The organism is Streptomyces halobius, assembly GCF_023277745.1.
Classification (GTDB): Bacteria; Actinomycetota; Actinomycetes; order Streptomycetales; family Streptomycetaceae; genus Streptomyces; species Streptomyces halobius.
Map to the genome: position 1 here is coordinate 4354938 of NZ_CP086322.1, position 24387 is coordinate 4379324.

Consider the following 24387-nt stretch of genomic DNA (forward strand, 5'->3'; position numbering starts at 1 on the left):
GGGCCGCGCAGCGGAGGACGGACCGAGCACACAGCGGGCCGGACTGCCCCGGCGCCCGTCTACCCCAACGCCCCCGGCCCCGGTCCCCCCGGCCCCGGTCCCGCCGTCCCTGGTTCCGCCGTCCCCCGCCCCGGCACCTCCGGCGGCGGCGTCGCGGCCCCCGGCAGCGTCAGTACCGCCTCGGTGCCGCCGCCCTCCGCGGCCCGCAGCCGGACGTCACCGCCCGCCTGCTCCGCCGTACGGGCCACGATCGACAGGCCCAGCCCGCTGCCCGGCAGGCTGCGTGCGGACGGTGAGCGCCAGAACCGCTCGAAGACATGCGGCAGTTCGTCCTGCGGGATGCCGGGGCCCTGGTCGCGGACGGTCAGCTCGCCGACCGCCAGCCGGACCCGGACGGTGCCGTCGGCCGGGCTGAACTTCACCGCGTTGTCGAGCAGATTGACCACCGCGCGTTCCAGCCCGGCCGGTTCGGCCCGTACGTACCAGGGGTCGAGGTCGGCAATGAAGCTCAGCGACGGGCCGCGCAGCCGGACCCGCCCCAGCGCGGCGCCGACGATGTCGTGCAGCGCCACGACCTCGACGGCACCGTGTCCGGGCGCCGCCGGCCGGGACAGCTCCTGGAGGTCGCCGATCAGCGCCGCCAGCTCCCCCATCTGCGCCTTCACCGACGCCAGCAGCGCCGCCTTGTCGGCGGCCGGGAGCTCACGGCCGGACTGCTCGCTGCGCACCAGCAGGTCGAAGTTCGTACGGAGCGAGGTCAGCGGGGTGCGCAACTCGTGGCCGGCGTCGGCGATGAGCTGCTGCTGGAGGTCGCGGGAAGCGGCCAGGGCCGCCGTCATGGAGTTGAAGGAGCGGGAGAGGCGGGCGATCTCGTCCTCACCGTCCGCCGGGATGCGGATGGTCAAGTCCTCGGTGCGGGCGACGTGTTCGACGGCTTCGGTGAGGCGGTCGACGGGCTTGAGGCCGGAGCGGGCGATGGCCAGACCGGCCGTGCCCGCGCCGATGACGCCCAGCCCCGCGACGGCGGCCAGCAGCAGCGCGAGGGTGTTCAGCGCGCTGTTGACCTCGGTCAGCGGACGCGAGAGGGACACCGCGAACGGCACGCCCTGGACACGGATGTGCTTGGTCAGCACCCGTACGTTCGCGCCGCCTGTGGTGACGGCATCATGCAGGGCATCGCGTTCCAGGCCCTGCGCCACCGCAAGATCCGCGCCCTGCACCCGTACGGGCTGGGAGTTGGGCCCCACACAGCGCGATCCGTCGATCCGGACGATCTGGACGTTGTAGGACGACGGCGGGGCGTTCGTGTTCTCGGTCGGGTCGGTGGGCTGGCAGTCGTTGTAGGTGCGCAGCAGATAGTCCGCCGCGACCTCGACGCTCTGCAGCGAGTTGTCCACCTCGTCGCGCAGCTGGGTGCGGGTGAGCAGCCAGCAGGCCAGCGCGGAGACGGCGACCGCCACCGCCACCGCGGCGGCGGTGAGCAGGGTCAGCCGCGAGCGCAGCGGCAGCCGTCCGAAGCGTGCCCCGAGCCCGGCGCCCGCGTCCCTTCCCGTCCCGCTCACTCCGCGCCGCCGTCCGCCCGCAGGACGTAGCCGACCCCCCGGACGGTGTGCACCAGCCGTGGCTCGCCGCCCGCTTCCGTCTTGCGGCGCAGATACATCACATACACATCGAGGGAGTTGGAGGTGGGCTCGAAGTCGAAGCCCCACACGGCCTTCAGGATCTGCTCACGGGTGAGGACCTGCCGCGGGTGCGCCAGGAACATCTCCAGCAGCGTGAACTCGGTACGGGTCAGCTCGACCCGCCGCGTGCCCCGGGTCACCTCGCGGGTCGCCAGGTCCATCCGCAGATCGGCGAAGGCCAGCGTCTCGCCCTCCTCGGGCTGCGCACCGGCCGCCGCCGCGTACGAGCTGCGGCGCAGCAGCGCCCGGATCCGGGCCAGCAGTTCGTCCAGCTCGAAGGGCTTGACGAGGTAGTCGTCGGCGCCGGCGTCCAGCCCGGTGACCCGGTCGCCGACCGTGTCGCGCGCGGTCAGCATCAGGATCGGCACTCTCACCCCGCTCGCCCGCAGCCGGCGGGCGGCCGTCAGCCCGTCCATCCGCGGCATCAGCACATCCAGCACGATCAGCTCGGGGTCGTACGAGGCGACCTTCGTCACCGCGTCCAGACCGTCGACGGCCTGCTCGGTGCCGTAGCCCTCGAACGCCAGCGAACGCTGCAGGGCCTCCCGGACCGCGGGCTCATCGTCGACGATCAGGATGCGGGCGGGCTGATCACCGTGCTCGGCGGGACTCATCTGCGTGACTACCTCGGGGTGGGATACGGAACGGCCGACAGCTCCAGGATCGTCCATCGATCACGACGTCGGCTCACGGAGTGTCCCTGAGCACTCAAGGAATGTCCTGAGCGCTCAAGGAGCGTCCCTCACGCCCCAAGGAACGTCCCTGAGGACCCAAGCATCGCACCGGCCTCGCACGACCGCATGGTCACACACCGCTGCTGCCGCCGTCGCTCCCCCCGCCGCGCAGCGAGTCGAGATCGGCCTTGACGGTGTTGATCGGGATGGCGAAGCCCAGGCCGACGCTGCCCGCCGCGCCGCTCGATGCCGAACTCGGCGCGTACATCGCGGAGTTGATGCCGATGATCTGGCCCTGCATGTTTATCAGCGCACCGCCGGAGTTGCCCGGGTTGAGCGAGGCGTCGGTCTGGATGGCCTTGTAGGACGTCTTCGACGAGCCGGTGTCGCCGTTGTACTGGTTACCGCCGAACTCGAACGGCCAGCCGCCGCCCGGACCGTCCGGCCCCGGCAGGCCCCGGCCCTCGTCCTTGGGGACGGTGACATCGCGGTTGAGCGCGGAGACGATACCGCTGGTCACGGACCCGGTGAGGCCCTCGGGCGAGCCGATCGCGACGACCTGGTCGCCGACCGCGATCCGGTCGGAGTCACCGAGGGTGGCCGCGGTCAGGCCCTTGGCGCCGTTGACCTTGACCAACGCCAGGTCCTTGTCGGCGTCGGTCCCGACGACCTTGGCCGTCCCGGTGCCGCCGTCGCCGAAGGTGACGGTCACGGTGTCCGCGCCGGCCACCACATGGTTGTTGGTGATGATCTCGCCGTCCTGGGTGATCACCACGCCGGAGCCGGTGGACTCGCCGCCGGCCGTCCGCGCCTTGATCTCCACGATGGCCGGGCTGACCGCCTTGGCCACCCCCGCGACGCCGCTGCCGCCGTTCTTGCCGGCGTTGACGACCGGGGTGGAGGTACCACTCTGCGGCGTCTGGGTGGAACCGGCGATCAGCGCCGCGCTGCCGCCGCCGATGAGCCCCGAGGCGAGCGCCACCGCCGCGATCAGCGCGACGGGGCGACGCGCCCTGCGACGCGGCTCATGCGGCGTGGAGCCCACCGCGGCATCCGGGGCGTACGGGGGCGGCGGCGGAACCGCGCGCCCGTAGTAGTCGCCGTATGCGCCCCCGTATGCGTACGGCCGGTCCTGGGACGTTTCCTCGCCGCTTCGGCGGTAGCTCTCGGTCATGACTCCGACTGTGCGACCGGAGCATGAGAATCGCCTGAGAACGCCCTGAGAGGCCCGACAGAAGTCGGTATGCCCGGCATAAGGGCGGTGGGGCCCAGGGTGCGGGCCCCGGGGAAGAACCTACCCCTCACACCCGCACGACCGCCGCACCACCAGCCGCGACGGAAACTGCCGCAGTCGTTCGCGGCGCGAGCCCACCACACGCAGCCCGTCGTCCAGCACCAGATCGACCGCGGCGCGCGCCATCGCCTCACGGTCCGAGGCCACCGTCGTCAGCGGCGGGTCGGTCAGCGCCGCCTCCTTCACATCGTCGAAGCCCGCGACCGCCAGCTCGCCCGGCACATCGATGCGCAGCTCGCGGGCGGCCCGCAGCACACCGATCGCCTGGTCGTCCGTCGCGCACATGATGGCCGGCGGCCGCTCCGGACCCGCCAGCAGCTTCAGCGCGACCTCGTACGCGTCATAGCGGTTGTACAGCGCCTGGAAATAGCGCCCCTCCGGCGGCTTCCCGGACTCCTGCATCGCCCGGCGCCAGCCCTCGACGTGGTCGGTGACCGGGTCGCCGGACTTCGGGGTCTCCTCCGTACCACCGAGGAAGGCGACATACGGGTGGCCGTGCTCCAGCAGATGCCGGGTCGCCAGCTGCGCGCCCCAGATGTCGTCCGTCATCACCGCGACATCGTCGATGGCGTCCGGCCGTCGGTGCAGCAGCACCACCCGGGCGTCCCAGGCGTCGATCTCGGCGGCGGCGTGCTCACTGGGCCCCTGGCTGATCAGGATCAGCCCGGATACCCGCATCCCGAGGAAGGCGCGCAGATAGTGCGCCTCACGCTCGTCCTCGTAGTTGGCGTTGCCGACCAGGACCATTTTCCCGCGCTCGGAGGCGGCCCGTTCGACGGCATGGGCCATCTCCGCGAAGAACGGCTGCCGGGTGTCCGGCACGATCAGACCTATGAGATCGGTACGGCGGGACGCCATCGCCTGGGCGACCCGGTCCGGCCGGTAACCGAGCTCCTTGATCGCGGCGAGCACCCGCTCGCGCGTGGCCGGGGCGACCGGCCTCGGCCCGTTGTTGATGACGTAACTGACGACGGCGGTGGATGTTCCCGCCAGTTTTGCCACATCATCCCGCGTCACCTTGGCCACGCGCGGCAGTCTACGCGGGTGGCTCTATCGCTGGGCAGGACCTTGCGGCAGCGGATTCCGCACCACCGCCACGGCCTTCGCGGAGCCGCCACCAGCACCGGAGCCGCCTTCGGCGGCCTTCGCGGCATTTTTCGCGTTTACTGCGTTCGCCGCGTTTGCGGCGTTCGCGGCCCTCGCCGCCTTCGCGGCGTCCTCCTTCGCCTGCGCCTCGGCCGCCGCCCGCTCCACCTTCTCCGGCGTCACAAAGCGGTAGCCGACGTTACGGACCGTGCCGATCAGCGACTCGTGCTCGGGACCGAGCTTCGCCCGCAGCCGCCGGACGTGCACATCGACCGTCCGCGTACCGCCGAAGTAGTCATAGCCCCACACTTCCTGCAGAAGCTGGGCACGGGTGAACACCCGGCCCGGGTGCTGCGCCAGATACTTCAGCAGCTCGAACTCCTTGAAGGTCAGGTCCAGGATCCGGCCCTTGAGCTTGGCGCTGTAGGTCGCCTCGTCAACGGAGAGATCACCGTTACGGATCTCCATGGGGCTGTCATCGGTGGTGACCTGCTGGCGGCCCATCGCCAGCCGCAGCCGCGCCTCCACCTCGGCGGGTCCCGCCGTGTCCAGCAGCACATCGTCGATGCCCCAGTCCGCGGTGACGGCGGCGAGCCCGCCCTCGGTCACCACCAGCACCAGCGGACAGCCCGGCCCGGTGGACCGCAGCAGCTGGCACAGCGACCGCACCTGGGGAAGGTCACGGCGGCCGTCGATCAGTATGACGTCGGCCCCTGGGGTGTCGATGAGGGCCGGGCCCTCGGCGGGGGCCACCCGCACGCTGTGCAGCAGCAGCCCGAGCGCGGGGAGCACCTCCGTCGACGGCTGGAGTGCGTTGGTCAGCAGCAGGAGGGAACTCACTTACGACCACCTACCCGGTTCTCGGCGCGTGCGGTGTCGGCGGTGTGCTTCGTCCTGTGCGGCTCGCTGTCCGGCTTTCTTCTCTGGCCCATGACGTCTGGTTCCTCCTCGGTCCCTGCGACGGGGGCACCTCCCGGCCGTGGCCGGGGGAGTCTTCTGCGGCCCTGCTTCGTACTGTGCTCCCGGCCACGCAGCAAGCGCGTAAGAAAGCACGAAAGGACCCGGGGGCTACGCTGCCCGGATCCTTCTCTGTCCAGCAGGATAGCCCACATGCGTTCGGAGCCCGAGGGCGATTTTGCACGATCTTGTGTTCCGCTGGTCACTTCGGGTGACGCTGCGCTTTGCCTGGGCCGACGTTTTTTGGCCCTCCCGCCGTTGCTCCCCCACGGCGGGACAGCCGACCACGTGGGGCGCACACCCGCCGCAGGCGCCCCCCCCACGGCCGGACGGCCGAAGACGGCGGGAACCATGTGGGCCCAGGCAAGCGCAAGCTACGCCACAGGCTCCGCGAATTGGGCGGCGTAAAGCCCCGCATACGCCCCATGACGCGCCAGCAGCTCGTCATGGGCCCCCTGCTCGACGATCGAACCGTTCTCCATGACGAGGATGGTGTCCGCATCCCGGATCGTGGACAGCCGGTGCGCGATGACAAAACTCGTGCGGCCCGCACGAAGCCGCCCCATCGCGTGCTGGATCAGCACCTCGGTGCGGGTGTCGACGGAGCTGGTGGCCTCGTCGAGGACGAGGATCGCGGGCTCGGCGAGGAATGCGCGGGCGATGGTGATCAGCTGTTTCTCGCCGACGGAGACATTGGCGCCCTCCTCGTCGATGACGGTGTCGTAGCCGTCGGGCAGGGTGCGTACGAAGCGGTCGACATGGGTGGCCTTGGCGGCGGCGACGATCTGCTCCATGGACGCGCCCCCGGGGACGCCGTAGGCGATGTTCTCGGCGATGGTGCCGCCGAAGAGCCAGGTGTCCTGGAGGACCATGCCGATGCTGGAGCGGAGCTCCTCGCGCGACATGGTGGCGATGTCGACGCCGTCGAGGGTGATCCGGCCGCCGCGCACCTCGTAGAACCGCATCAGCAGGTTGACCAGGGTGGTCTTGCCGGCGCCGGTCGGGCCGACGATGGCGATGGTCTGGCCGGGGTCGACGGCCAGCGAGAGGCCGTCGATGAGCGGCTTGTCCTCGTCGTAGCGGAACGAGACGTTCTCGAAGGCGACCCGGCCGGTGACGCGCTCGGGGCGGGCCGGGCGCGCGGGGTCGGGGTCCTGCTCCTCGGCGTCGAGCAGTTCGAAGACCCGCTCGGCGGAGGCGACGCCGGACTGGACCAGGTTGGCCATCGAGGCGACCTGGGTGAGCGGCTGGCTGAACTGCCGGCTGTACTGGATGAACGCCTGGACGTCGCCGATCGAGAGGGCGCCGGTGGCCACGCGGAGGCCGCCGACCACGGCCACCAGGACGTAGTTGAGGTTGCCTATGAACATCATCGCGGGCTGGATGACGCCGGAGATGAACTGCGCCTTGAATCCGGCGGTGTAGAGCGCCTCGTTCTGCTCGCGGAACAGCTCGGCGGACTCCTTCTGGCGGCCGAAGACCTTCACCAGGGCGTGGCCGGTATACATCTCCTCGATGTGGGCGTTGAGCTTGCCGGTGGTCTTCCACTGCTGGACGAACTGCGGCTGGGCACGCTTGCCGATCTTGGCGGCGACGAGGACCGAGACCGGGACGGTGAGCAGCGCGACCAGCGCCAGCAGCGGCGAGATCCAGAACATCATCGTGAGCACGCCGACGATGGTCAGCAGCGACATCATGATCTGGCTGAGGGTCTGCTGGAGCGTCTGCTGGATGTTGTCGATGTCGTTGGTGGCGCGGGAGAGCACCTCGCCGCGCTGCTGTCGGTCGAAGTAGCTGAGGGGGAGCCGGGCCAGTTTCTCCTCGACCTGCTCGCGGAGGCGGAAGACGGCGCGTTGGACGACCTGGGTGGCGATCCTGGCCTGGACGAAGCCGAAGAGCGAGGCGGCGGCGTAGATGACGGTGACCCAGACGAGGACCGTGCCGACGGCGCCGAAGTCGATGCCGTGGCCGGGGACGACCGGCATCGTGCCGAGCATGTCGGCGAGTCCGTCCTGCCCGTGCGCCCGGAGTTGGGCTGCCGCCTGTTCCGTGGTGAGGCCCTCGGGGAGACGGCGGCCGACGATTCCGGCCATGATCAGGTCGGTGGCGTGGCCGAGGACCTTGGGCGCCACGACGGTCAGCGCCACGCTCAGGACGCCCAGAAGCAGTGCGACGGAGATGATGCCGCGCTCGGGGCGCATCTGGGCGAGCAGGCGCTTGCCGGAGCCCTTGAAGTCGAGGGATTTCTCGGTGGGCTGCCCGCCCATGAAGCGGGCGGGACCGGAGGCCGGGGCCGGTCCTCGTCTCGGGGCCGCGGGGGTCTCCTCGGCGGCCGCCGTCTTGTCCGTGGTGGTCATGCCGCCTCCTGCTCGGTGAGCTGGGAGAGCACGATCTCCCGGTAGGTCTCGTTGTCGGCCATCAGCGCGGTGTGCGTACCGGTGCCGACGACCCGGCCCTCGTCCAGGACGACGATGCGGTCGGCGCCACGGATGGTGGACACCCGCTGGGCGACGATCACGACGGTGGCCCGGTCCGTCTCACGGGCGAGCGCGGCGCGCAGTGCGGCGTCCGTCGCGTAGTCCAGGGCGGAGAAGGAGTCGTCGAAGAGATAGATCTCCGGCTTGCGGACCAGCGCGCGGGCGATGGCCAGCCGCTGGCGCTGGCCGCCGGAGACATTGGAGCCGCCCTGGGCGATGGGGGCGTCCAGGCCGCCCTCCATCCGCTCGACGAACTCCCGCGCCTGGGCGGTCTCCAGGGCGTGCCACAGCTCGTCGTCGGTGGCGTCGGGATTGCCGTAGCGGAGGTTGGTGGCGACCGTGCCGGAGAAGAGGTAGGGCTTCTGCGGGACCAGGCCGATGGCCTGGGCCAGCGTCTCCTGGTCGAGGGTGCGGACGTCCTCGCCGTCCACCAGGACCGTGCCGCCGGTGGCGTCGAAGAGGCGGGGGACGAGGCCGAGGAGGGTGGACTTGCCGGAGCCGGTGGAGCCGATGACGGCGGTGGTCTCGCCGGGGCGGGCGACCAGGGAGACGTCCGTGAGGACCGGCTGCTCGGCGCCCGGGAAGCGGAACTCGACATCACGGAGCTCCAGCTCGCCGCGGCGGCGCAGCTCGGTGACGGGGTTCCGGGGTGGGGTGACGCTGGAGTCGGTGGCCAGTACCTCGGCGATGCGCTCGGCGCAGACCTCGGCGCGCGGCAGCATCATCACCATGAACGTCGCCATCATGATCGACATGAGGATGTACATCAGATAGCTGAGGAAGGCCGTCAGCGCGCCGATCTGCATCCCGCCGCTGTCGATCCGCAGCCCGCCGAACCAGACGACGGCCACACTGGCGAGGTTCACGATCAGCATGACCAGCGGGAACATCATCGACATCAGCCGGCCGGCGCGCACCGACACGTCGTACAGCGCGGTGTTGGAGCCGGCGAACCGCTCCCGCTCGTGCCGGTCGCGGACGAAGGCGCGGATGACGCGGATGCCGGCGATCTGTTCGCGCAGCACGCGGTTGACGGTGTCGATGCGTTCCTGCACGCCGCGGAAGAGCGGCCGCATCCGGCGCACGATCAGTGAGACGAGGATCCCGAGGACCGGGACGATGACCAGGAGCAGGCCCGACAGCGGCACATCCTGGTTGAGCGCCATGACGACGCCGCCGCCCATCATGATGGGCGCCGCCACCATCATCGTGAACGTCATCAGGACCAGCATCTGGACCTGCTGGACGTCATTGGTGGTGCGGGTGATCAGCGAGGGCGCGCCGAACGTGCCCATTTCCCGGGCGGAGAAGGACTGCACCCGGTCGAAGACGGCGGCGCGGATGTCCCGGCCCAGCGCCATGGCCGTCCGGGCGCCGTAGTAGACGGCGCCGATGGCGCAGACGATCTGCAGCAGGGTGACGGCGGTCATGAAACCGCCGATGCGGAGGATGTAGCCGAGGTCTCCCTGCACCACACCGTTGTCGATGAGGTCGGCGTTGAGGGAGGGGAGGTAGAGGGTGGCCAGCGTCTGGATCAGCTGGAGAAGGACGATCAGGGATATCGAGCGCTTGTGGGGCCGCAGATGCGCCCGCGCCAGTCGGACCAACACCCGCAAAGGGTATGCGAACACTTGCCTGCGGCAATCGAATTTTCGATAGGACGCCCGTCCGGGCGATGCGACACCGACGGTGGTCGCCCGGCGCCGGGACGTCCGGCGCGTACGCCATCATGGAGGCGGCAACGACGGGGCGTCCCGCACCGCGGGCGGCCCCGGGCCGACCGCCCCGCACCGACACGACGAAGAGGCCGCCGTGACAACAACTGGCACCGTGCGCTACTGGGCCGCGGCCAAAGCCGCCGCCGGCACGGCTGAGGAGCCGTATACGGCGGCGACGCTCGCCGAGGCGCTGGACGCGGCGCGCGCCGCGCATGCCGCCGATCCCGAGTTCGCGCGCGTCCTGATGCGCTGCTCCTTCCTGGTGGACGGCGATCCGGTCGGCACCCGTGACCATGCGTCGGTGACGCTGGCCGAGGGCGGCACCGTCGAGGTCCTGCCGCCGTTCGCGGGAGGGTGAGCAAGCGATCATGAACGACAACCAGCGCCGGCACCACAATCCGTACGAGCCGTACGACCCCTACGAGCCGCATACACCGCACCCGCCGCAGGGGGTGTACGACGTACACGCGTCGTACGGCCAGCAGCAGGGACAGCAGCACTACGACAGCTACGCGCAGGAGCCGACGGTGTGGCCGGCGTCCGGCGGGCTTGGCCGCCACGGCGGCGACCAGTACGGGTACGAGGGTTACGCGCAGCAGCAGCCGGAGCGTCCCGACACCCAGACCTGGAACACCACGACCTGGGACACCGGCGTCCAGCCGCTGCCCGGCGCCGCCGCGGACCCGGGGCGCCTGACGTCCCACCACCAGACCGCGCTGCCACCCGAGGAACCGCACACCCGGCAACACCCCCCGCAGGCCCGGCCCGCCGCCGCACCGGCCACCGCCCGGGGAGCCGCCGCACCGGCCACCGCCCGGGGAGCCGCCGCACCGGCCGCCGCCCGGATCGCACCGCTCGCGCCCAACCAGCGCGCCCGCGCCGAGGGCCGCTCGCCGATCATCCCGCCGGGCCGGAAGCCCGCCGTGCTGACCGCCGGGCTCGCCCTGCTGCTCGCGGTGACCGCTCCGCTCGGCCGTCCGGCGCTTGCGGTGCCGGTGCTGCTGCTGCAGGCCGTCACCGCCGCCGGCTGGTTCCGGCTGAACGGCATGTGGCCCGCCCGTCAGGGCATCGCGCTCGCTTTTCTGGCCGGTCTGACCACCGATGCCGCGCTCCTGGCCACGGACCGCGAGGACGCGCCCGTGGTGGCCATCGGCACGCTCGGCGTCTGGTGTCTGTTCGTCCTCGTCCTCCAGCTGCGCAACCGCAGCAGCGCCGACGAGCGGATGTACGCGCTGACCGCGGGCCTGGCCTCGACCGCGCTGGCGGTGCTCGCCTCCGGCCATCTCTCGGCCGACCGGCACGCGGTGACCGTCGCCGCCGCGGCGGTGGGTGTGGCAACGCTCGCCCGCGCGCTGCCGCTGCCCTCCGCGGTCTCGGCGGCCGTCGCCCTGCTGGCCGCCGCGGGCGCCGGTATCGGGGCCGGCCAGCTGACCGGGCTGGGGGCCTCCGGCGCGCTGCTGGGCGTGGCGGCCGGCGGCTGCGCCCTGATCGGCCTCCGGGTGGCCAGCTACGACTACCCGTCCCGCTTCGTCCACATGACGGCCGGGGTGGCGCTGCCGCTGACCCTCGCCGCACCCGCGGTGTACGTCCTGGGCCGCGCGCTGGGCTAGGCAGGGTCTCTGTAGAGACTCAGGCACCGCGCCACCCCCACTGATGCTGCCCGCTTCCGGAACAGATCGCTGTCTCCCGCAGGCGGGCAGCGGCGTTCGCGGGGTTCCTCGTTTAGGGTCTCCCGAAGCGCAGGCAGGGGCCTGCACCGATCCGGTGGCCGGGGTCCGGCCCATGTGTGGGGGTAGTGGTTCGATGCGTGCACTACGGGTACTGCTGTTCATCGTCGTGATAGTCGCGGTGCTGCTGGTCGTCGGCGACCGGGTGGCGGTGAATCTCGCCGAGGACAAGGCCGCGGAGAAGATCCGCAGCAGTCAGGGGCTGGCGGGCACGCCGGACGTCACGATCAAGGGCTTCCCGTTCCTGACCCAGGTCATCGGCCGCAATCTGACCGAGGTGGACGCCGACCTCGACGGCATCGAGGCCAGCGCCGACGGCCGCACGCTGCGGGTGGAGAAGCTGACCGCGCAGTTCCACGACGTCGAACTGGGCAGCGACTACACCTCCGTCAAGAGCGCCGCCTCGGCCACCGGCAACGCCCGGATCTCGTACGCGGACCTGACCAAGGCCGCGGGCGGCGGCGTCAGGATCAGCTACGCCGGCGAGAAGAACGGCCGCAGCCAGGTCAAGATCTCGCCGAACATCCCGGTGCTGGCCTCACTGGAGGTGACCGGCTCGCTCAGCGTCGAGGGCGACACCGTCCGGTTGCGCGCCGACAGCGTCCCGATGATGTGCAAGGCCGTCCCGGGCTGCGAGGACAAGGTGCGCACCCAGACGGACCACGAGTGGAAGCTGGACCAGCTGCCCGGCAACCTCAAGCTGGAGCGGGTGGTCACGATGCGGGAGGGCATCTCGATCGCCGCCTCCGGCAAGAACGTCCGGATGCCCGGCTGACGGGGACCGCACGGCGGGCCGCCCCACCGATCCGCCCGCCCCGTCCGCACTCCGTCTCTGCCGTCTCTGCCGTCCGTGCCACCCACCGTCCACGTTCTGAGACACGGCAGTCCGTAAACCAGACCCCTGATCGACACACCGCCGTCCCGCGGTGACGCACACCCTCCGCCACCCCATACCGATCCCATTACCCGGACAGACACGTCTCGCCATTTGACACACCGGTGACACGCCCCGCCGTCCGTCCCTACGATCGGGGCCATGCAGAGCTCATTGAGCGGTCTCCGCCATCGGGGACAGGCGGTTCTTACGAAGCGGCGGGCAGTCGACCTGTGCCGCGTCGCCGCCATGCTCTGTCGCCCTGCCTGACGGGCCCTTCCCCCGTCGTCTCCGGCCGGCCCGCTCGGGCCGCGCCCCCGCATGTACCCCGGCGCCGCGCCGCGCGCATACCCCCGACACCGTCCGGGAAGTGCCTGAGCGCGCACTCGGCGTACCCGCGTGCACCCGCAACACCCCTCAATCGCCCCCCCGCAACTGCCCCGGAGGAGAAGAAACATGAGCCGTAGCGACGTCCTGGTGGACGCCGACTGGGTCGAGGCCCACATCGATGACCCCAAGGTGGTCCTCGTCGAGGTCGACGAGGACACCTCGGCCTACGACAAGAACCACATCAAGAACGCGGTCCGCATCGACTGGAAGAAGGACCTCCAGGACCCGGTGCGCCGCGACTTCGTCGACCAGGCGGGCTTCGAGAAGCTGCTCTCGGCCAAGGGCATCGCCAACGACGACACCGTCATTCTCTACGGCGGCAACAACAACTGGTTCGCGTCGTACGCCTACTGGTACTTCAAGCTCTACGGCCACGACAGCGTCAAGCTCCTCGACGGCGGCCGCAAGAAGTGGGAACTGGACTCCCGCGACCTGGTCGACGGCTCCGAGGTGCCCAAGCGCCCGGCCACCGAGTACCAGGCCAAGGCCCAGGACACCGCCATCCGCGCCTTCCGTGACGACGTCGTCGCCGCCATCGGCAACCAGAACCTGGTCGACGTCCGCTCCCCCGACGAGTTCAGCGGCAAGCTGCTCGCGCCGGCGCACCTCCCGCAGGAGCAGTCGCAGCGCCCCGGCCACGTGCCCAGCGCCCGCAACATCCCGTGGTCCAAGAACGCCAACGACGACGGCACCTTCAAGTCGGACGACGAGCTCAAGGCCCTCTACCAGGAGGAGTCCGTCGACCTGTCGAAGGACACCATCGCCTACTGCCGTATCGGCGAGCGTTCCGCGCTCACCTGGTTCGTGCTGCACGAGCTGCTCGGCCAGACCAACGTCAAGAACTACGACGGTTCCTGGACCGAGTACGGCTCGCTGGTCGGCGTTCCGATCGAGCTCGGCGCCAACAAGTAAGCCCGGCGAAAGCCCCAACCCCTCAAGGAAGTCACCCATGTGTGGAGCACAGGCCGGCGGCCCCGACGCCTCGACCATCAAACCCGGTGAGACCACCATCCAGGGCAGTGTGACCCGCGACGGCGAGCCCGTCACCGGCTATGTCCGACTCCTGGACAGCACCGGCGAGTTCACCGCCGAGGTCCCCACCTCGGCGACCGGACAGTTCCGCTTCTACGCGGCCGAGGGCACCTGGACCGTGCGTGCGCTCATCCCGGGCGGCACCGCGGACCGCACCGTCGTCGCCCAGCAGGGCGGCCTGGCGGATGTCAGCATCGCCGTCTGACGACACCTGACGGCGGGTCGTCCGCACCCCGTGGACGACCCGCCCCCAGCTGACGCTGGGAGGTCCCCCCATGCCGGAGGGCCGCGTCCCTGGGGTTTGGACGCCTTGGCAGGAGGGCGGCCCTCCGCGCGTTCCGGGCTTTCTCCCCGACCCGCCCGGATCTACCGTGGACATATGTACGCGCACAGTCGGCTGTCCGCACCGCAACGCCGTCATCGCAAGTACTTCGTCTTGATGGGCGTGTGCATCGCGCTGTTCGTGCTGGCCTGGAGCGTGGTGCGGCTCTGGTCGGTCCCGGCGGCCGTGGGCATGTGCGTCGTCGCCATGGTCATCCCGCCGATCGCCGCGATCATCGGCAACCGCAGGGAACCCGGCGAACGCTGGTGGGACGAGAGCGGCGACCCGGAGTCCGACCGCTGGTGGCGGGAACTGGACGACCGGAACGGGCACCCGCGGTAGCCGCGCCCGCCCGGCACGCCGGCCCCGGCCGATCGGCGGCAGCACATCGACTCAGCCGATCGGCCTCCGCACACGGACGTCAGTACACCGGCATCAGCGGTCGGCGTCAGTACACCAGCGCCTGGGCACCGTCCGCCATCGTCTCGCTGACGAAGACCTGGGCCCCGGCGATCCGCGCGCCCTCGATCAGGTCCTTCTCCTCGATGCCGCGCCGCGCCGCGCACTGCGTACACACCGTGACGGTGCCGCCGCCCGCCGTGATCCCCTCGATCAGGTCCGGCAGCGGCGCCGCATGCGGCAGCTCGAACTCCGCCGCCCGCCCCGGCAGCGCGAACCACGTCGACTCCCCGGTCAGCCACAGCGACACCTCGACGCCGCTGGCCACCGCCACCGCCGCCACCGTGAACGCCTGCGAGCACCGCTCGGGCGCGTCCGCCCCTGCCGTCGCCTTGATCACCAGCTTCTTCTGCGCCATGGGGCCAGACTAGAGGCGTACGGACGCATGTGGTGCGCGGCAGACCTCACAGCGCCGCTGTCCGTGGCGCCGACTAGACTCGCAGGCGGTCCGTAACACCTCACTCCGTCCAAGGAGCGCGCTCGTGCTTGAGGCATTCTTCACCACCCTGCTGGTTCTGGTCGGCATCGGCGTGATCGCCTTCGCCGGGCTGACCTGGAAGAAGCTGTACCAGGGCCAGCGCTGACCTGCCCGCCCGTCGTCCACCACCACCCTGCACACGAGCGCTTCGCGCGCCCCTTCCTTCGCCCTCTATAGATCGTCTGAGCCCTCATGATCGAGATCCCGTCCGACCTGAACCCGGCCCTGGTGCCGCTCGCCTTCCTCCTCGGCAACTGGGAAGGCGCGGGTGTCTATGACTTCCCCGGCACCGAGAAGTGCAACTTCGGGCAGGAGGTCAGCTTCACCCACGACGGTCGTGACTTCCTCGCCTACACCTCGCACAGCTGGGTGCTCGACGGCGAGGGCAAGAAGGTCCGCCCGCTGGAGACCGAGAGCGGCTACTGGCGCATCGACGCCGACCGCAAGGTCGAGGTCGTGATGATCCGCGACCAGGGCGTGGCCGAGGTCTGGTACGGCGAGCTCGCCGACCAGAAGCCGCAGATCGAGCTGGCCACCGACGCCGTCGCCCGCACCCCGTCCGCCGGTCCGTACAGCGGCGGCAAGCGGCTCTACGGCTATGTCAACGGCGACCTGATGTGGGTCGGCGAGAAGACCACCCCCGAGGTGCCGCTGCGCCCGTACATGTCGGCGCAGCTGAAGAAGGTCGCCGATCTGCAGCAGTGGGCCGAGAGCCTGCCGGACGACATGCCGGACGGGGTCTCCTTCTTCAACCCGGACGGCACGCCCTACAAGGGCTGACCCGCACCACCACTGCACCACTGCACCACCCAGCGTTACGCGCCCCGTGGGGGAAGTCCGGTGAGAATCCGGCGCTGACCCGCAACGGTGAACGGAAGCCCCTTCCGCAAGCCCGATCGCCCGCGGCGGCGCCGGATCCTGACAACTCGCCGTGGACTGCGAGGGGACGCCACCGTTGCCGCCGTCGGCTCCGGGCCGCTCCTTCCCGTACGGACACGGCCCGAGCCGAAGGCGCACGCCCCCTTGGCACGCCCCGCCCGCACCACCCCCCTGGTGGCCGCGCTCTCCCTCGCCCTCCTCGCCTCCCTGCTCTGCGGGGTCGGCCTCGGCGCCGCCGGGGTGAGCTGGGCACAGGTCCTGCGCTACCTCGGCGCCGGACTCACCGGCGGCACCCTCACCCCCGACGAGGTCCCGGCCTACACCATCGTGTGGGAGCTGCGCTTCCCCCGGGCCGTGCTGGCCGCCGTCGTCGGCGCCGGGCTCTCCGCCATCGGTGTGGCCGTCCAGGCGCTGGTCCGCAACGCCCTCGCCGACCCCTTCGTCCTCGGCATCTCCTCCGGCGCCGCCGTCGGCGCCAACGCCGTCCTCCTCTTCGGGGCGCTCGGCGCGCTCGGCGTCTGGGCGCTGTCGGTGTCCGCGTTCGTCTCCGCGCTGATCGCGATGACCCTGGTGTACGCGGCGGCCCGCACCGCCCACGGCCTCACCCCGCTGCGCCTGGTCCTGACCGGCACGGCCATGTATTACGGCTTCTCCGCCATCACCACCCTCATGGTGTTCACCGCCGACCGCGGCGAAGCGGCCCGCTCCGCGATGATGTGGCTGCTGGGCAGCCTGAGCGGGGCCGGCTGGGGCTCGGTGCCGATCGCCGCGGTCGCGGTGGCCGCCGCCCTGGCCCATCTGCGGTTCTCCGCGGGCCGCCTGAACGCGCTGGCCATGGGCGACGAGACCGCCGCCGCCCTCGGGGTCGACGGGAGCCGGCTGCGCCGTGAGCTGTTCGTCGTCGCCGCGGCGGTCACCGGCGCGGTGGTCGCCGTCAGCGGCGCGATCGGCTTCGTGGGGCTGATGGTGCCGCATGTGACCCGGATGCTGGTCGGCGCCGATCACCGCCGGGTACTGGCCGTCGCCCCACTGCTGGGCGCGATCCTGCTGGTGTGGGTGGATCTGCTGTCCCGGGTGCTGCTGGCGCCCGTGGAACTCCCCGTGGGGGCGCTCACCGCCGTGATCGGCGTGCCCTGCTTCGTCCTGCTGATGCGACGGCGCGGCTACACCTTCGGAGGCGGCGCCTGATGCGGATCGACATCGACGACCTGTCCGTGGAGGTGGCCGGAAACCGGCTGGTCCACGACATCGCCCTACGGGCCGGCAGCGGACGGCTCGTCGGACTGGTCGGGCCCAACGGCAGCGGCAAATCCACCCTGCTGCGCTGCGTCTACCGCGCCCTGCGCCCGGCCGCCGGGACGGTGCGGCTGGAGGGCGCGGACCTGCACGCCATGGACGCGCGCGAGGGCGCCCGGCTGCTGGCCGCGCTCCCCCAGGAGGCGAGCACCGAATTCGACTTCACGGTGGCCGAGGTCGTCGCGATGGGACGGCTGCCGCATCAGCGCGGCTCGGGCCGGGCGAACGCTGCCGACCAGGAGATATGCCGGCGCGCTCTGGCCCGGGTCGGCGCGGACCAGCTGGCCGCACGCGGCTTCCTCAGTCTGTCCGGCGGCGAGAAGCAGCGAGTGCTGATCGCCCGCGCGCTGGCCCAGGAGCCCCAGGTGCTGGTGCTCGACGAGCCCACCAACCACCTGGACATCTCCCAGCAGTTGGAGGTCCTGGCGCTGGTCCGCGACAGCCGGCTGACCGTGCTCACCGCCCTCCACGACCTCAATCTGGCCGCCGTGCACTGCGATGAGCTGTACGTCATCGCGCACGGCCGGATCGTCGCCTCCGGCCCGCCGCACGACGTCCTGACGCCCGAGCTGCTCGGCAAGGTCTTCGGCGTCCGCGCCCACCGCGTACGACATCCCGAATCGGGCGCCGTACAGCTGCTGTTCGACCGCCTCCCCCCGTCCGCCGCCTCATGACCACCGCTTCATGACCACCGCCGGGACGATGCGGACCACCAGGACCACAGGAACGACCGGGACCACCGGGACCTCCCGGATCACCAGGACCGACAGCACAACCAGGAGAAGCACACCATGCGCATCCGCCGCCCCGCCGCCCCGCTCACCGCCCTCGCGCTCACCGTCGCCCTCACCGGCTGCGGCGCCCAGGTAGCCACCGACGACGACTCGGCCGAGGCCGCCTCCGGCCACTACCCCGTCACCATCGAGAACTGCGGCGTCCCCACCACGTACGACAAGGCCCCGCAGCGCGTCGTCACCAACGACGTCGGCATCGCCGACATCATGTTCGCGCTCGGCCTCGAAGACCACATGGCCGGATACGTCATGCCCGAATACCGCGGCAAGATCGAGAAGGTGGCCTGGAAGGACGCCTACGACACGGTCCCCTGGCTGTCCAAAAAGGCCATCACCAAGGAAATCGCCCTGGACGCCAAGGCCGACCTGGTCTTCGCGGGCTGGCACTACGGCTTCGGCGAGGAGAGCGGCGTCACCCCGGCCTCCCTGAAGAAGCTCGGCATCGGCAGCTATGTGCTCACCGAGTCCTGCCGCAACGGCACCTCCGGCAGCTCCCGCGGCGTGATGCCGCCCCTGGAGGCCCTCTACACCGACCTGGAAAACCTCGGGAAGATCTTCCACGTCGAGGACCGGGCCGCCGCACTGGTGAAGAAGTACCGGAAACAGGTCACCGCAGCCGCCGCCAAGGCCCCCGCACAGGCCGACCGCCCCTCCGTCTTCCTCTACGACGGCGGCCAGGACAAGCCCATGACCTCGGGCACATACGCCGGCCCGCACGACATCATCACCAAGGCCGGCGGCGACCACGCCATGAAGGACCTCAAGGACTCCTGGACCACGGTCGGCTGGGAAACCGTCGTCGAACGCGACCCCGACGTCATCCTCATCAACGACTACGGCACCCCCACCGCCGAACAGAAGAAGAAGTTCCTCACCTCCTACGCACCGCTCGCGAACGTCTCCGCCATCAAGAACAACCGCATCTACGTCCTCGACTACGCCGACCTCGTCGAAAGCCCCCGCAACCCCGCGGCCGTCACCAACCTGGCCGCCTACCTGCGGAACGTTCACGGCGGCTGACCGCCCTCCTAGACTGGGGGCGTGGTAACCACCGACTGGCAGAGTGACCTCCGCAGGCGCGGATACCGCCTGACTCCGCAGCGCCAGCTCGTACTGGAGGCTGTCGACAGGCTGGAACACGCCACGCCCGACGACATCCTCACCGAGGTACGCAAAACGGCCGGCGGCGTGAACATCTCCACCGTCTACCGCACCCTGGAGCTCCTGGAGGAACTGGAGCTGGTCAGCCACGCCCACCTCGGCCACGGCGCGCCGACCTACCACCTGGCCGACCGCCACCACCACATCCACCTGGTGTGCCGGGACTGCACGGACGTCATCGAGGCGGATCTGTCGGTGGCCGCGCCCTTCACGGCGAAACTGCGCGAACAGTTCGGCTTCGACACGGACATGAAGCACTTCGCGATCTTCGGCCGCTGCGCGGGGTGCACGGCCAAGGCCGGATCGAACGCCGCGCGGGACGAGGGCTAGGGGCCAGGGGCCTGGGGTCTGCCGCGGAAATGTCTCCCTCGGCTCCCGCCACGGGAAACCGCCCCGGATCCGTCGCGTTGCGGCCTGCAAGGGGTGCGCACAACCCTTAAGGGTTCTGTTCGATCATCCCCTGGCTAGGGGACCGCGGCCGATAACCCTTAGGGGCCCCTGGCGGCCCCGCCGTCGAGTCGTAGGCTGGCTCCATGCTGCGAGATGTGAAATCCAGCCCCCTGCTGTCGCTGCCCGGTGCCGTCCCCGCCGAGGCTCCCGACGAAGGCGTGGCCGCGCACTACGGCGATCTCTTCCGGGAGCAACGCACCCTCGCCGACGGCTCCGGCTTCGTCGACCTCTCGCACCGCGGCGTGGTCACCGTCACCGGCGTCGAGCGGCTGGGCTGGCTGCATCTGCTGATCACCCAGCACGTCAGCGATCTGCCGACCGGCCAGGCCACGGAGGCGCTGATCCTTTCCGCGCACGGCCACATCGAGCACGCGCTCTACCTCGTCGACGACGGCGAGACCACCTGGATGCACACCGAGCCCGGCACCCAGGAGGCGCTGATCGCCTACCTGGAGAGCATGAAGTTCTTCTACCGCGTCGAGGTCGCCGACCGCACCGACGAGTTCGCCGTGCTCCATCTCCCGGCCGGCAGCATCACCGAGGTGCCGGACGGCGTCGTCGTACGGGAGACCGCGCACGGCCGCGACCTCTTCCTCCCCCGCGCCGACCTGGAGTCCTTCGCCGCCGAGCACGGCCCGGCCATCGGCGTCCTGGCCATGGAGGCACTCCGCGTCGAGGCCCATCGCCCGCGCCTCGGCCTGGAGACCGACCACCGCACCATCCCGCACGAGCTCGGCTGGATCGGCACCGCCGTCCACCTCCACAAGGGCTGCTACCGCGGCCAGGAGACCGTCGCCCGGGTCCACAACCTGGGGAAGCCGCCGCGCCGGCTGGTGTTTCTGCACCTGGACGGCAGTGAGGTGCATCTGCCGCCGCACGGCACACCGGTCCGGCTGGCCTCGGAGGGCGACGAGGGCCGGCAGCTCGGCTTCATCACGACGTCGGCCCGCCACCACGAGCTGGGCCCGATCGCCCTCGCCCTGGTCAAGCGCAATGTGCCGATCGACGCACAGCTGAGTGCGGGCGGGACGGCGGCGGCGCAGGAGGTCGTGGTCGAGCCGTAGGGGCGGTCCGGTGGGGCCGTTCGGCGAGCCGGCGTAGACGGTTCCGGGGCCGTCTACGCCGCCGGCCCATGAGCCGACCCGGCCTCGTAGGCCCGTACGCCCGTGGGGCCCGGCCCCGTACACCCCGCACACCGGGGTCCCGGCCCCCTACGCCCACGGCCCCGGCCTCGTAGACCCCGTACACCGCTGGGCCCTACCCCATACACCGCTCACTCACCGCTCACTCGGCGCTCGTTCGGCCCACTACACCTCGACGAGCACCGTGAACGGCCCGTCGTTCGTCAGCGACACTTTCATCTGGGCGCCGAACCGGCCGGTCTCGACCCGCGCACCGAGCGCCTCCAGCTGTGCGACGACCTCATCGACCAGTGGTTCCGCGACCGTACCGGGAGCCGCCGCGTTCCAGGTGGGACGGCGGCCCTTGCGGGCGTCACCGTAGAGAGTGAACTGGCTGATCACCAGCAGCGGCGCCCCGGTGTCCGAACAGGACTTCTCGCCCTGCAGGATCCGCAGCGACCACAGCTTCCTGGCGAGCTGTGCCGCCTTCTGGGCGGTGTCCTCGTGGGTGACCCCCACCAGCACGCACAGCCCTTCGCCGATGATCTCCCCGACCGTCTCCCCTGCCACGTCGACACATGCCCCGTCAACTCTCTGCACCACAGCTCGCATATCCGCCATGATGCCTGGGGACCACCAGGCTCCCGACGGCCGCCCCGCAGCGGCCGTTCGGGTGCCATGGCCCTGCGCGCGGACCACGCGGAGTGGCACGATGCGTGCACGTGGTGCCTTCCACGGACAACATGCCCTGGATGCCGCACCGGACGAGGGGACGGAACGTTCATGACCACTGCCGGCTCCGGGCAGCCACCCGGTCCCGTACCGACCGCGCGTACGGCACCGCCCGCCCAGACGACACCACCACCCGCTCCGACGCCGCCGACCGCCGGAACGACGACCACGACCGCGGCACCGGGCCTCGCCACAGCCGCCTCAGCGGCCCCGGGGCCCGCCGCTGCCGCCGCAGACCCCACCACACCCGCCTCAGGCCCCGCCACACCTGCCTCAGGCCTTGCCACACCCGCCTCAGCGGCCCCGGGACCCACCGCACCCACTTCAGCGACCCCAGGCCCCACCGCGCACACGACCATGGCGACGGCTCGCGTCGAGTCCACCCGCACCGATGGGGGTACCTCCCGCGCGAGCGAAGCCGAGCGTGGGGGAGGCTCCATGCCCCAGGCAGGCCAGACGCAGCACCCCCGCCCGCCACAGCAGCGTGACCGGTATCACCCGGTCGACACCCCGGACCTGTCCGGCCTGGGGCTGCCCGAGCTGCGGGTGGTACGCCGTGATTCGCAGCAGGAGGAGGCCGATCTGAGCTATCTGCGGCGGCTGTTGCAGGGCCGGATCGACATTCTGCGGGCCGAGATCGCCCGCCGGACGGCGCAGCATTCGCCGCTGCTGGACCGCCTCCCGGAGATCCTCACGGACCTGCCGTCGCGGCACCGCTCCTCCGCCCGGCATGTGACGCTGCGGACACCGCACAGCGAGGAGTACCGGCGGATGGCAGAGGAGATGCTCGGCGAGGTCGAGCTGTCCGATCTCACGGCCCGTACGGACCAGGAGCTGCACGACGCGATGGGGCGGCTGATCCGCTACGAGCGGCAGGTCTCGCGGCGCCGTCAGTCGCTGCAGCGGACAGCCGATGATTGCAGCGCCGAGATCGCCCGCAGGTACCGTGAGGGCGAAGCACAAGTAGACGACCTGCTGTCCTGACACCGGCCACAAGCCTCCGGGGCCGCAGGTCACATCCCCGGAAGGCCGCCGATGACCCCGCCCACCCCGATATCCGAGCCGTCCCCGGCCGCGCCGTCGTCCCTGGGTACGCCTGCGGCCCCGGCTGCGCCGTCGTCCTTGCGTGCGCCAGCGGCCCCCGATGCGCCAGCGACCCCGGATGCGTCGTCGGCCCTGGGTACGGCCTCGCCCGCGGCCGCGCCGGCGTCCCAGGGTGCGCCTGCGGCCCCGGGTGCGCCGATATCCGCGGAGGTCCCCCTGGCGCCCGTCCTCGCCGAGGTCGTGCGGTCCGGCTTCGTCGAGGGGCGGCACCGCGGTTCGCTGGTGGTCCTCGCGGCGGACGGCAGCGTGGAGCGGGCGCTCGGCGATGTCACCGCCCCGGTCTTCCCCCGCTCGACGAACAAGCCGATGCAGGCCGCGGCCGTGCTGCGGGCGGGCCTGGAGCTGTCCGGCGAGCGGCTGGCGCTGGCTGCCGCGAGCCACTCCGGAGAAACGTTTCACCTCGACCTCGTCCGCACCATGCTGGCCGAGCACGGCCTGACACCCGACCAGCTGCAGACCCCGCCCGATCTGCCGCTGGACCCGGCGGAGACGGAGCACTACCTGGCGTCGGGCCTGGTGCGCGACCGGCTCACCATGAACTGCTCCGGCAAGCACACCGCGATGCTGGCCGCCTGCGCAGTCAACGGCTGGCCGCTCGGCTCGTATCTCGACCAGGACCACCCGCTCCAGCAGCTGGTGCTCGACGGCGTCCACGCGGCGAGCGGCGAAGAGGTCGCCCACATCGGCACGGACGGCTGCGGCGCGCCCCTGATGTCGCTCTCGCTGACCGGTCTGGCTCGCGCGTTCCGGTACTTCGTGCTGGCCGACCCCGGCACACCGGAGCGCCGCGTCGCGGACGCGATGCGCGCCCATCCCGAGTACGTCGCCGGCACCCGCCGCCCCGACACCTGGCTGATGCAGGGGCTGCCCGGCACCCTGTCGAAGATGGGCGCGGAGGCCGTCCAGGCGCTGGCCCTCCCCGACGGCCGGGCCCTCGCCTTCAAGATCGACGACGGCGCCACCCGCACCCTCGGGCCGATCCTGGCCCGCGCCCTGCGGCAGATGGGCCTGGACGCCCCCGTCCTCGCCCGCATCGAGGACGCCCCGCTGCTCGGCGGCGGCGAGCGGGTGGGGGAAATCCGAGCGACGTTCTGACGGTCGGCGGAGGTCCGGGCGACACTCTGACGACCGACCCCGGTGGTGCCCGACGTCGGCTTCGCGCCTGACGCATGTTCAGCACGCGCGTTCAGCACGCGCGTTCACGCTTCGCCTCGCGCCCGCTTCGCCTCGCGCCCGCTTGGCCTGTGACCGCGTCCTTGGCTTTGCGTGATGTCTCGTCCGCTGTGCGTCATGACACGTCCTTGTGCGTCATGTCGGCTCCGCTGTGCGTGATGGCTCCTGCTGTGCGTGATGGCGCCTTCGCCTTGTTGACTGCGCCTCCTTGACGCCTCCTTCCCTGTCGTGCGTCACCTTCTGCGATATCAGGGATGCATCAGGGATGCGTCGGGGGAGAGTCAGGGGCGAAGTCAGGGAACCAGTGGGGAATCCGGGCGACGGTTGTGCGTCACGACACCCCGCTGTGCGTCATGTCCGCTCCGCTGTGCGTGATGGTGAGCCTCCCGTGGGGTCCTCGCGGGAGCCGGGGCGCGGGGCGCTGCCGCAACGGCGATGGCCTGCATAAAGTGGCGAGAGAGCACCGGACGACGACCGGTGCGCGCAGGACACACACAGTGCACCTGA

Annotated in this window: 24 protein-coding genes; 15 read left to right on the plus strand and 9 right to left on the minus strand. The window is 71.1% G+C overall.

The window, feature by feature from the left end; translation table 11 throughout:
* Positions 1–59: 59 nt before the first annotated feature.
* The 7 genes from K9S39_RS19815 to K9S39_RS19845 all read right to left on the minus strand — a co-directional run bounded on the left by K9S39_RS19815 (position 60) and on the right by K9S39_RS19845 (position 9780).
* Positions 60–1562 (minus strand): HAMP domain-containing sensor histidine kinase, encoded by a 1503-nt coding sequence (locus K9S39_RS19815; protein ID WP_248864703.1) that lies wholly within the window; start codon positions 1560–1562, stop codon positions 60–62.
* On the minus strand, positions 1559–2296 hold the full coding sequence (locus K9S39_RS19820) for a response regulator transcription factor (protein ID WP_248864704.1): 738 nt from the start codon (positions 2294–2296) through the stop codon (positions 1559–1561). Before K9S39_RS19820 ends, K9S39_RS19815 begins: the two co-directional genes overlap by 4 nt.
* A 190-nt stretch (positions 2297–2486) precedes the next feature.
* A complete protein-coding gene (locus tag K9S39_RS19825; RefSeq protein WP_283112501.1) occupies positions 2487–3530 on the minus strand; it encodes a S1C family serine protease in 1044 nt (347 codons plus the stop codon).
* Positions 3531–3650: 120 nt separating this feature from the next.
* A complete protein-coding gene (locus tag K9S39_RS19830) occupies positions 3651–4676 on the minus strand; it encodes a LacI family DNA-binding transcriptional regulator (protein WP_248864705.1) in 1026 nt (341 codons plus the stop codon).
* 24 nt (positions 4677–4700) lie between these two features.
* The gene (locus tag K9S39_RS19835) at positions 4701–5576 is read right to left on the minus strand and encodes a response regulator transcription factor (RefSeq protein ID WP_248864706.1); all 876 of its coding nucleotides are present in this window, start codon (positions 5574–5576) and stop codon (positions 4701–4703) included.
* 491 nt (positions 5577–6067) lie between these two features.
* Positions 6068–8050, minus strand: a complete 1983-nt coding sequence (locus tag K9S39_RS19840) for an ABC transporter ATP-binding protein (protein ID WP_283112503.1) — start codon at positions 8048–8050, stop codon at positions 6068–6070.
* Positions 8047–9780, minus strand: coding sequence for an ABC transporter ATP-binding protein (locus K9S39_RS19845; RefSeq protein WP_248864707.1), 1734 nt, complete (start codon positions 9778–9780; stop codon positions 8047–8049). The genes K9S39_RS19840 and K9S39_RS19845 overlap by 4 nt, the downstream gene beginning before the upstream one ends.
* Before the next feature lie 220 nt (positions 9781–10000).
* On the opposite strand from K9S39_RS19845, the gene K9S39_RS19850 reads away from it, so the two are divergent.
* From K9S39_RS19850 to K9S39_RS19875, 7 genes are all read left to right on the plus strand, one after another.
* The gene (locus K9S39_RS19850; RefSeq protein WP_283113511.1) at positions 10001–10246 is read left to right on the plus strand and encodes a MoaD/ThiS family protein; all 246 of its coding nucleotides are present in this window, start codon (positions 10001–10003) and stop codon (positions 10244–10246) included.
* A gap of 10 nt (positions 10247–10256) precedes the next feature.
* Complete coding sequence (locus K9S39_RS19855; RefSeq protein ID WP_248864709.1) at positions 10257–11498, plus strand: hypothetical protein; 1242 nt, start codon at positions 10257–10259, stop codon at positions 11496–11498.
* A gap of 193 nt (positions 11499–11691) precedes the next feature.
* Positions 11692–12390 carry an LmeA family phospholipid-binding protein gene (locus K9S39_RS19860; RefSeq protein ID WP_248864710.1) on the plus strand — a complete coding sequence of 233 codons (699 nt, stop codon included), beginning with the start codon at positions 11692–11694 and terminating at the stop codon, positions 12388–12390.
* Between the two features lie 261 nt (positions 12391–12651).
* Positions 12652–12759 carry an Ms5788A family Cys-rich leader peptide gene (locus K9S39_RS43015; protein WP_406707974.1) on the plus strand — a complete coding sequence of 36 codons (108 nt, stop codon included), beginning with the start codon at positions 12652–12654 and terminating at the stop codon, positions 12757–12759.
* 186 nt (positions 12760–12945) lie between these two features.
* Positions 12946–13791: a sulfurtransferase gene (locus K9S39_RS19865; RefSeq protein ID WP_248864711.1), complete on the plus strand. Its 846-nt coding sequence runs from the start codon at positions 12946–12948 to the stop codon at positions 13789–13791.
* Between the two features lie 37 nt (positions 13792–13828).
* Entirely contained in the window at positions 13829–14116 is a 288-nt protein-coding gene (locus K9S39_RS19870) for a DUF1416 domain-containing protein (protein ID WP_248864712.1), read from the plus strand.
* Positions 14117–14290: 174 nt separating this feature from the next.
* Positions 14291–14575: a DUF3099 domain-containing protein gene (locus K9S39_RS19875; RefSeq protein WP_248864713.1), complete on the plus strand. Its 285-nt coding sequence runs from the start codon at positions 14291–14293 to the stop codon at positions 14573–14575.
* Between the two features lie 106 nt (positions 14576–14681).
* Here K9S39_RS19875 and K9S39_RS19880 read toward each other — a convergent pair whose 3' ends face one another.
* A complete protein-coding gene (locus K9S39_RS19880) occupies positions 14682–15050 on the minus strand; it encodes a DsrE family protein (protein WP_248864714.1) in 369 nt (122 codons plus the stop codon).
* 312 nt (positions 15051–15362) lie between these two features.
* Here K9S39_RS19880 and K9S39_RS19885 point away from each other — a divergent pair, with 312 nt between their 5' ends.
* The 6 genes from K9S39_RS19885 to ygfZ all read left to right on the plus strand — a co-directional run bounded on the left by K9S39_RS19885 (position 15363) and on the right by ygfZ (position 20814).
* Positions 15363–15950 (plus strand): FABP family protein, encoded by a 588-nt coding sequence (locus K9S39_RS19885; protein ID WP_248864715.1) that lies wholly within the window; start codon positions 15363–15365, stop codon positions 15948–15950.
* 243 nt (positions 15951–16193) lie between these two features.
* Positions 16194–17237 carry a FecCD family ABC transporter permease gene (locus K9S39_RS19890; RefSeq protein WP_248864716.1) on the plus strand — a complete coding sequence of 348 codons (1044 nt, stop codon included), beginning with the start codon at positions 16194–16196 and terminating at the stop codon, positions 17235–17237.
* Positions 17237–18019, plus strand: a complete 783-nt coding sequence (locus K9S39_RS19895) for an ABC transporter ATP-binding protein (RefSeq protein ID WP_248864717.1) — start codon at positions 17237–17239, stop codon at positions 18017–18019. Before K9S39_RS19890 ends, K9S39_RS19895 begins: the two co-directional genes overlap by 1 nt.
* 117 nt (positions 18020–18136) lie before the next feature.
* Entirely contained in the window at positions 18137–19159 is a 1023-nt protein-coding gene (locus tag K9S39_RS19900; RefSeq protein ID WP_248864718.1) for an ABC transporter substrate-binding protein, read from the plus strand.
* A 21-nt stretch (positions 19160–19180) separates the two neighbouring features.
* Positions 19181–19630 (plus strand): Fur family transcriptional regulator, encoded by a 450-nt coding sequence (locus K9S39_RS19905; protein WP_248864719.1) that lies wholly within the window; start codon positions 19181–19183, stop codon positions 19628–19630.
* Between the two features lie 203 nt (positions 19631–19833).
* On the plus strand, positions 19834–20814 hold the full coding sequence (gene ygfZ / locus K9S39_RS19910; RefSeq protein WP_248864720.1) for a CAF17-like 4Fe-4S cluster assembly/insertion protein YgfZ: 981 nt from the start codon (positions 19834–19836) through the stop codon (positions 20812–20814).
* 243 nt (positions 20815–21057) lie between these two features.
* Here ygfZ and dtd read toward each other — a convergent pair whose 3' ends face one another.
* Positions 21058–21483 carry a D-aminoacyl-tRNA deacylase gene (gene dtd / locus K9S39_RS19915; protein ID WP_248864721.1) on the minus strand — a complete coding sequence of 142 codons (426 nt, stop codon included), beginning with the start codon at positions 21481–21483 and terminating at the stop codon, positions 21058–21060.
* Positions 21484–22041: 558 nt separating this feature from the next.
* Between dtd and K9S39_RS19920 the strand changes: the two genes are divergently transcribed.
* A complete protein-coding gene (locus K9S39_RS19920) occupies positions 22042–22587 on the plus strand; it encodes an RsiG family protein (RefSeq protein WP_248864722.1) in 546 nt (181 codons plus the stop codon).
* A gap of 51 nt (positions 22588–22638) precedes the next feature.
* Complete coding sequence (locus K9S39_RS19925) at positions 22639–23802, plus strand: asparaginase (protein WP_248864723.1); 1164 nt, start codon at positions 22639–22641, stop codon at positions 23800–23802.
* Positions 23803–24387 lie beyond the last annotated feature (585 nt).

Coding starts and splice junctions, on each gene's coding strand:
- K9S39_RS19825 (WP_283112501.1), bottom strand. CDS start 3,530: ATGACCGAGAGCTACCGCCGAAGCGGCGAGGAAACGTCCCAGGACCGG.
- K9S39_RS19895 (WP_248864717.1), top strand. CDS start 17,237: ATGCGGATCGACATCGACGACCTGTCCGTGGAGGTGGCCGGAAACCGG.
- K9S39_RS19855 (WP_248864709.1), top strand. CDS start 10,257: ATGAACGACAACCAGCGCCGGCACCACAATCCGTACGAGCCGTACGAC.
- K9S39_RS19880 (WP_248864714.1), bottom strand. CDS start 15,050: ATGGCGCAGAAGAAGCTGGTGATCAAGGCGACGGCAGGGGCGGACGCG.
- ygfZ (WP_248864720.1), top strand. CDS start 19,834: ATGCTGCGAGATGTGAAATCCAGCCCCCTGCTGTCGCTGCCCGGTGCC.
- K9S39_RS19875 (WP_248864713.1), top strand. CDS start 14,291: ATGTACGCGCACAGTCGGCTGTCCGCACCGCAACGCCGTCATCGCAAG.
- K9S39_RS19820 (WP_248864704.1), bottom strand. CDS start 2,296: ATGAGTCCCGCCGAGCACGGTGATCAGCCCGCCCGCATCCTGATCGTC.
- K9S39_RS19870 (WP_248864712.1), top strand. CDS start 13,829: ATGTGTGGAGCACAGGCCGGCGGCCCCGACGCCTCGACCATCAAACCC.
- K9S39_RS19840 (WP_283112503.1), bottom strand. CDS start 8,050: ATGACCACCACGGACAAGACGGCGGCCGCCGAGGAGACCCCCGCGGCC.
- K9S39_RS43015 (WP_406707974.1), top strand. CDS start 12,652: ATGCAGAGCTCATTGAGCGGTCTCCGCCATCGGGGACAGGCGGTTCTT.
- K9S39_RS19925 (WP_248864723.1), top strand. CDS start 22,639: ATGACCCCGCCCACCCCGATATCCGAGCCGTCCCCGGCCGCGCCGTCG.
- K9S39_RS19865 (WP_248864711.1), top strand. CDS start 12,946: ATGAGCCGTAGCGACGTCCTGGTGGACGCCGACTGGGTCGAGGCCCAC.
- K9S39_RS19900 (WP_248864718.1), top strand. CDS start 18,137: ATGCGCATCCGCCGCCCCGCCGCCCCGCTCACCGCCCTCGCGCTCACC.
- K9S39_RS19860 (WP_248864710.1), top strand. CDS start 11,692: ATGCGTGCACTACGGGTACTGCTGTTCATCGTCGTGATAGTCGCGGTG.
- K9S39_RS19885 (WP_248864715.1), top strand. CDS start 15,363: ATGATCGAGATCCCGTCCGACCTGAACCCGGCCCTGGTGCCGCTCGCC.
- K9S39_RS19920 (WP_248864722.1), top strand. CDS start 22,042: ATGCCCCAGGCAGGCCAGACGCAGCACCCCCGCCCGCCACAGCAGCGT.
- dtd (WP_248864721.1), bottom strand. CDS start 21,483: ATGCGAGCTGTGGTGCAGAGAGTTGACGGGGCATGTGTCGACGTGGCA.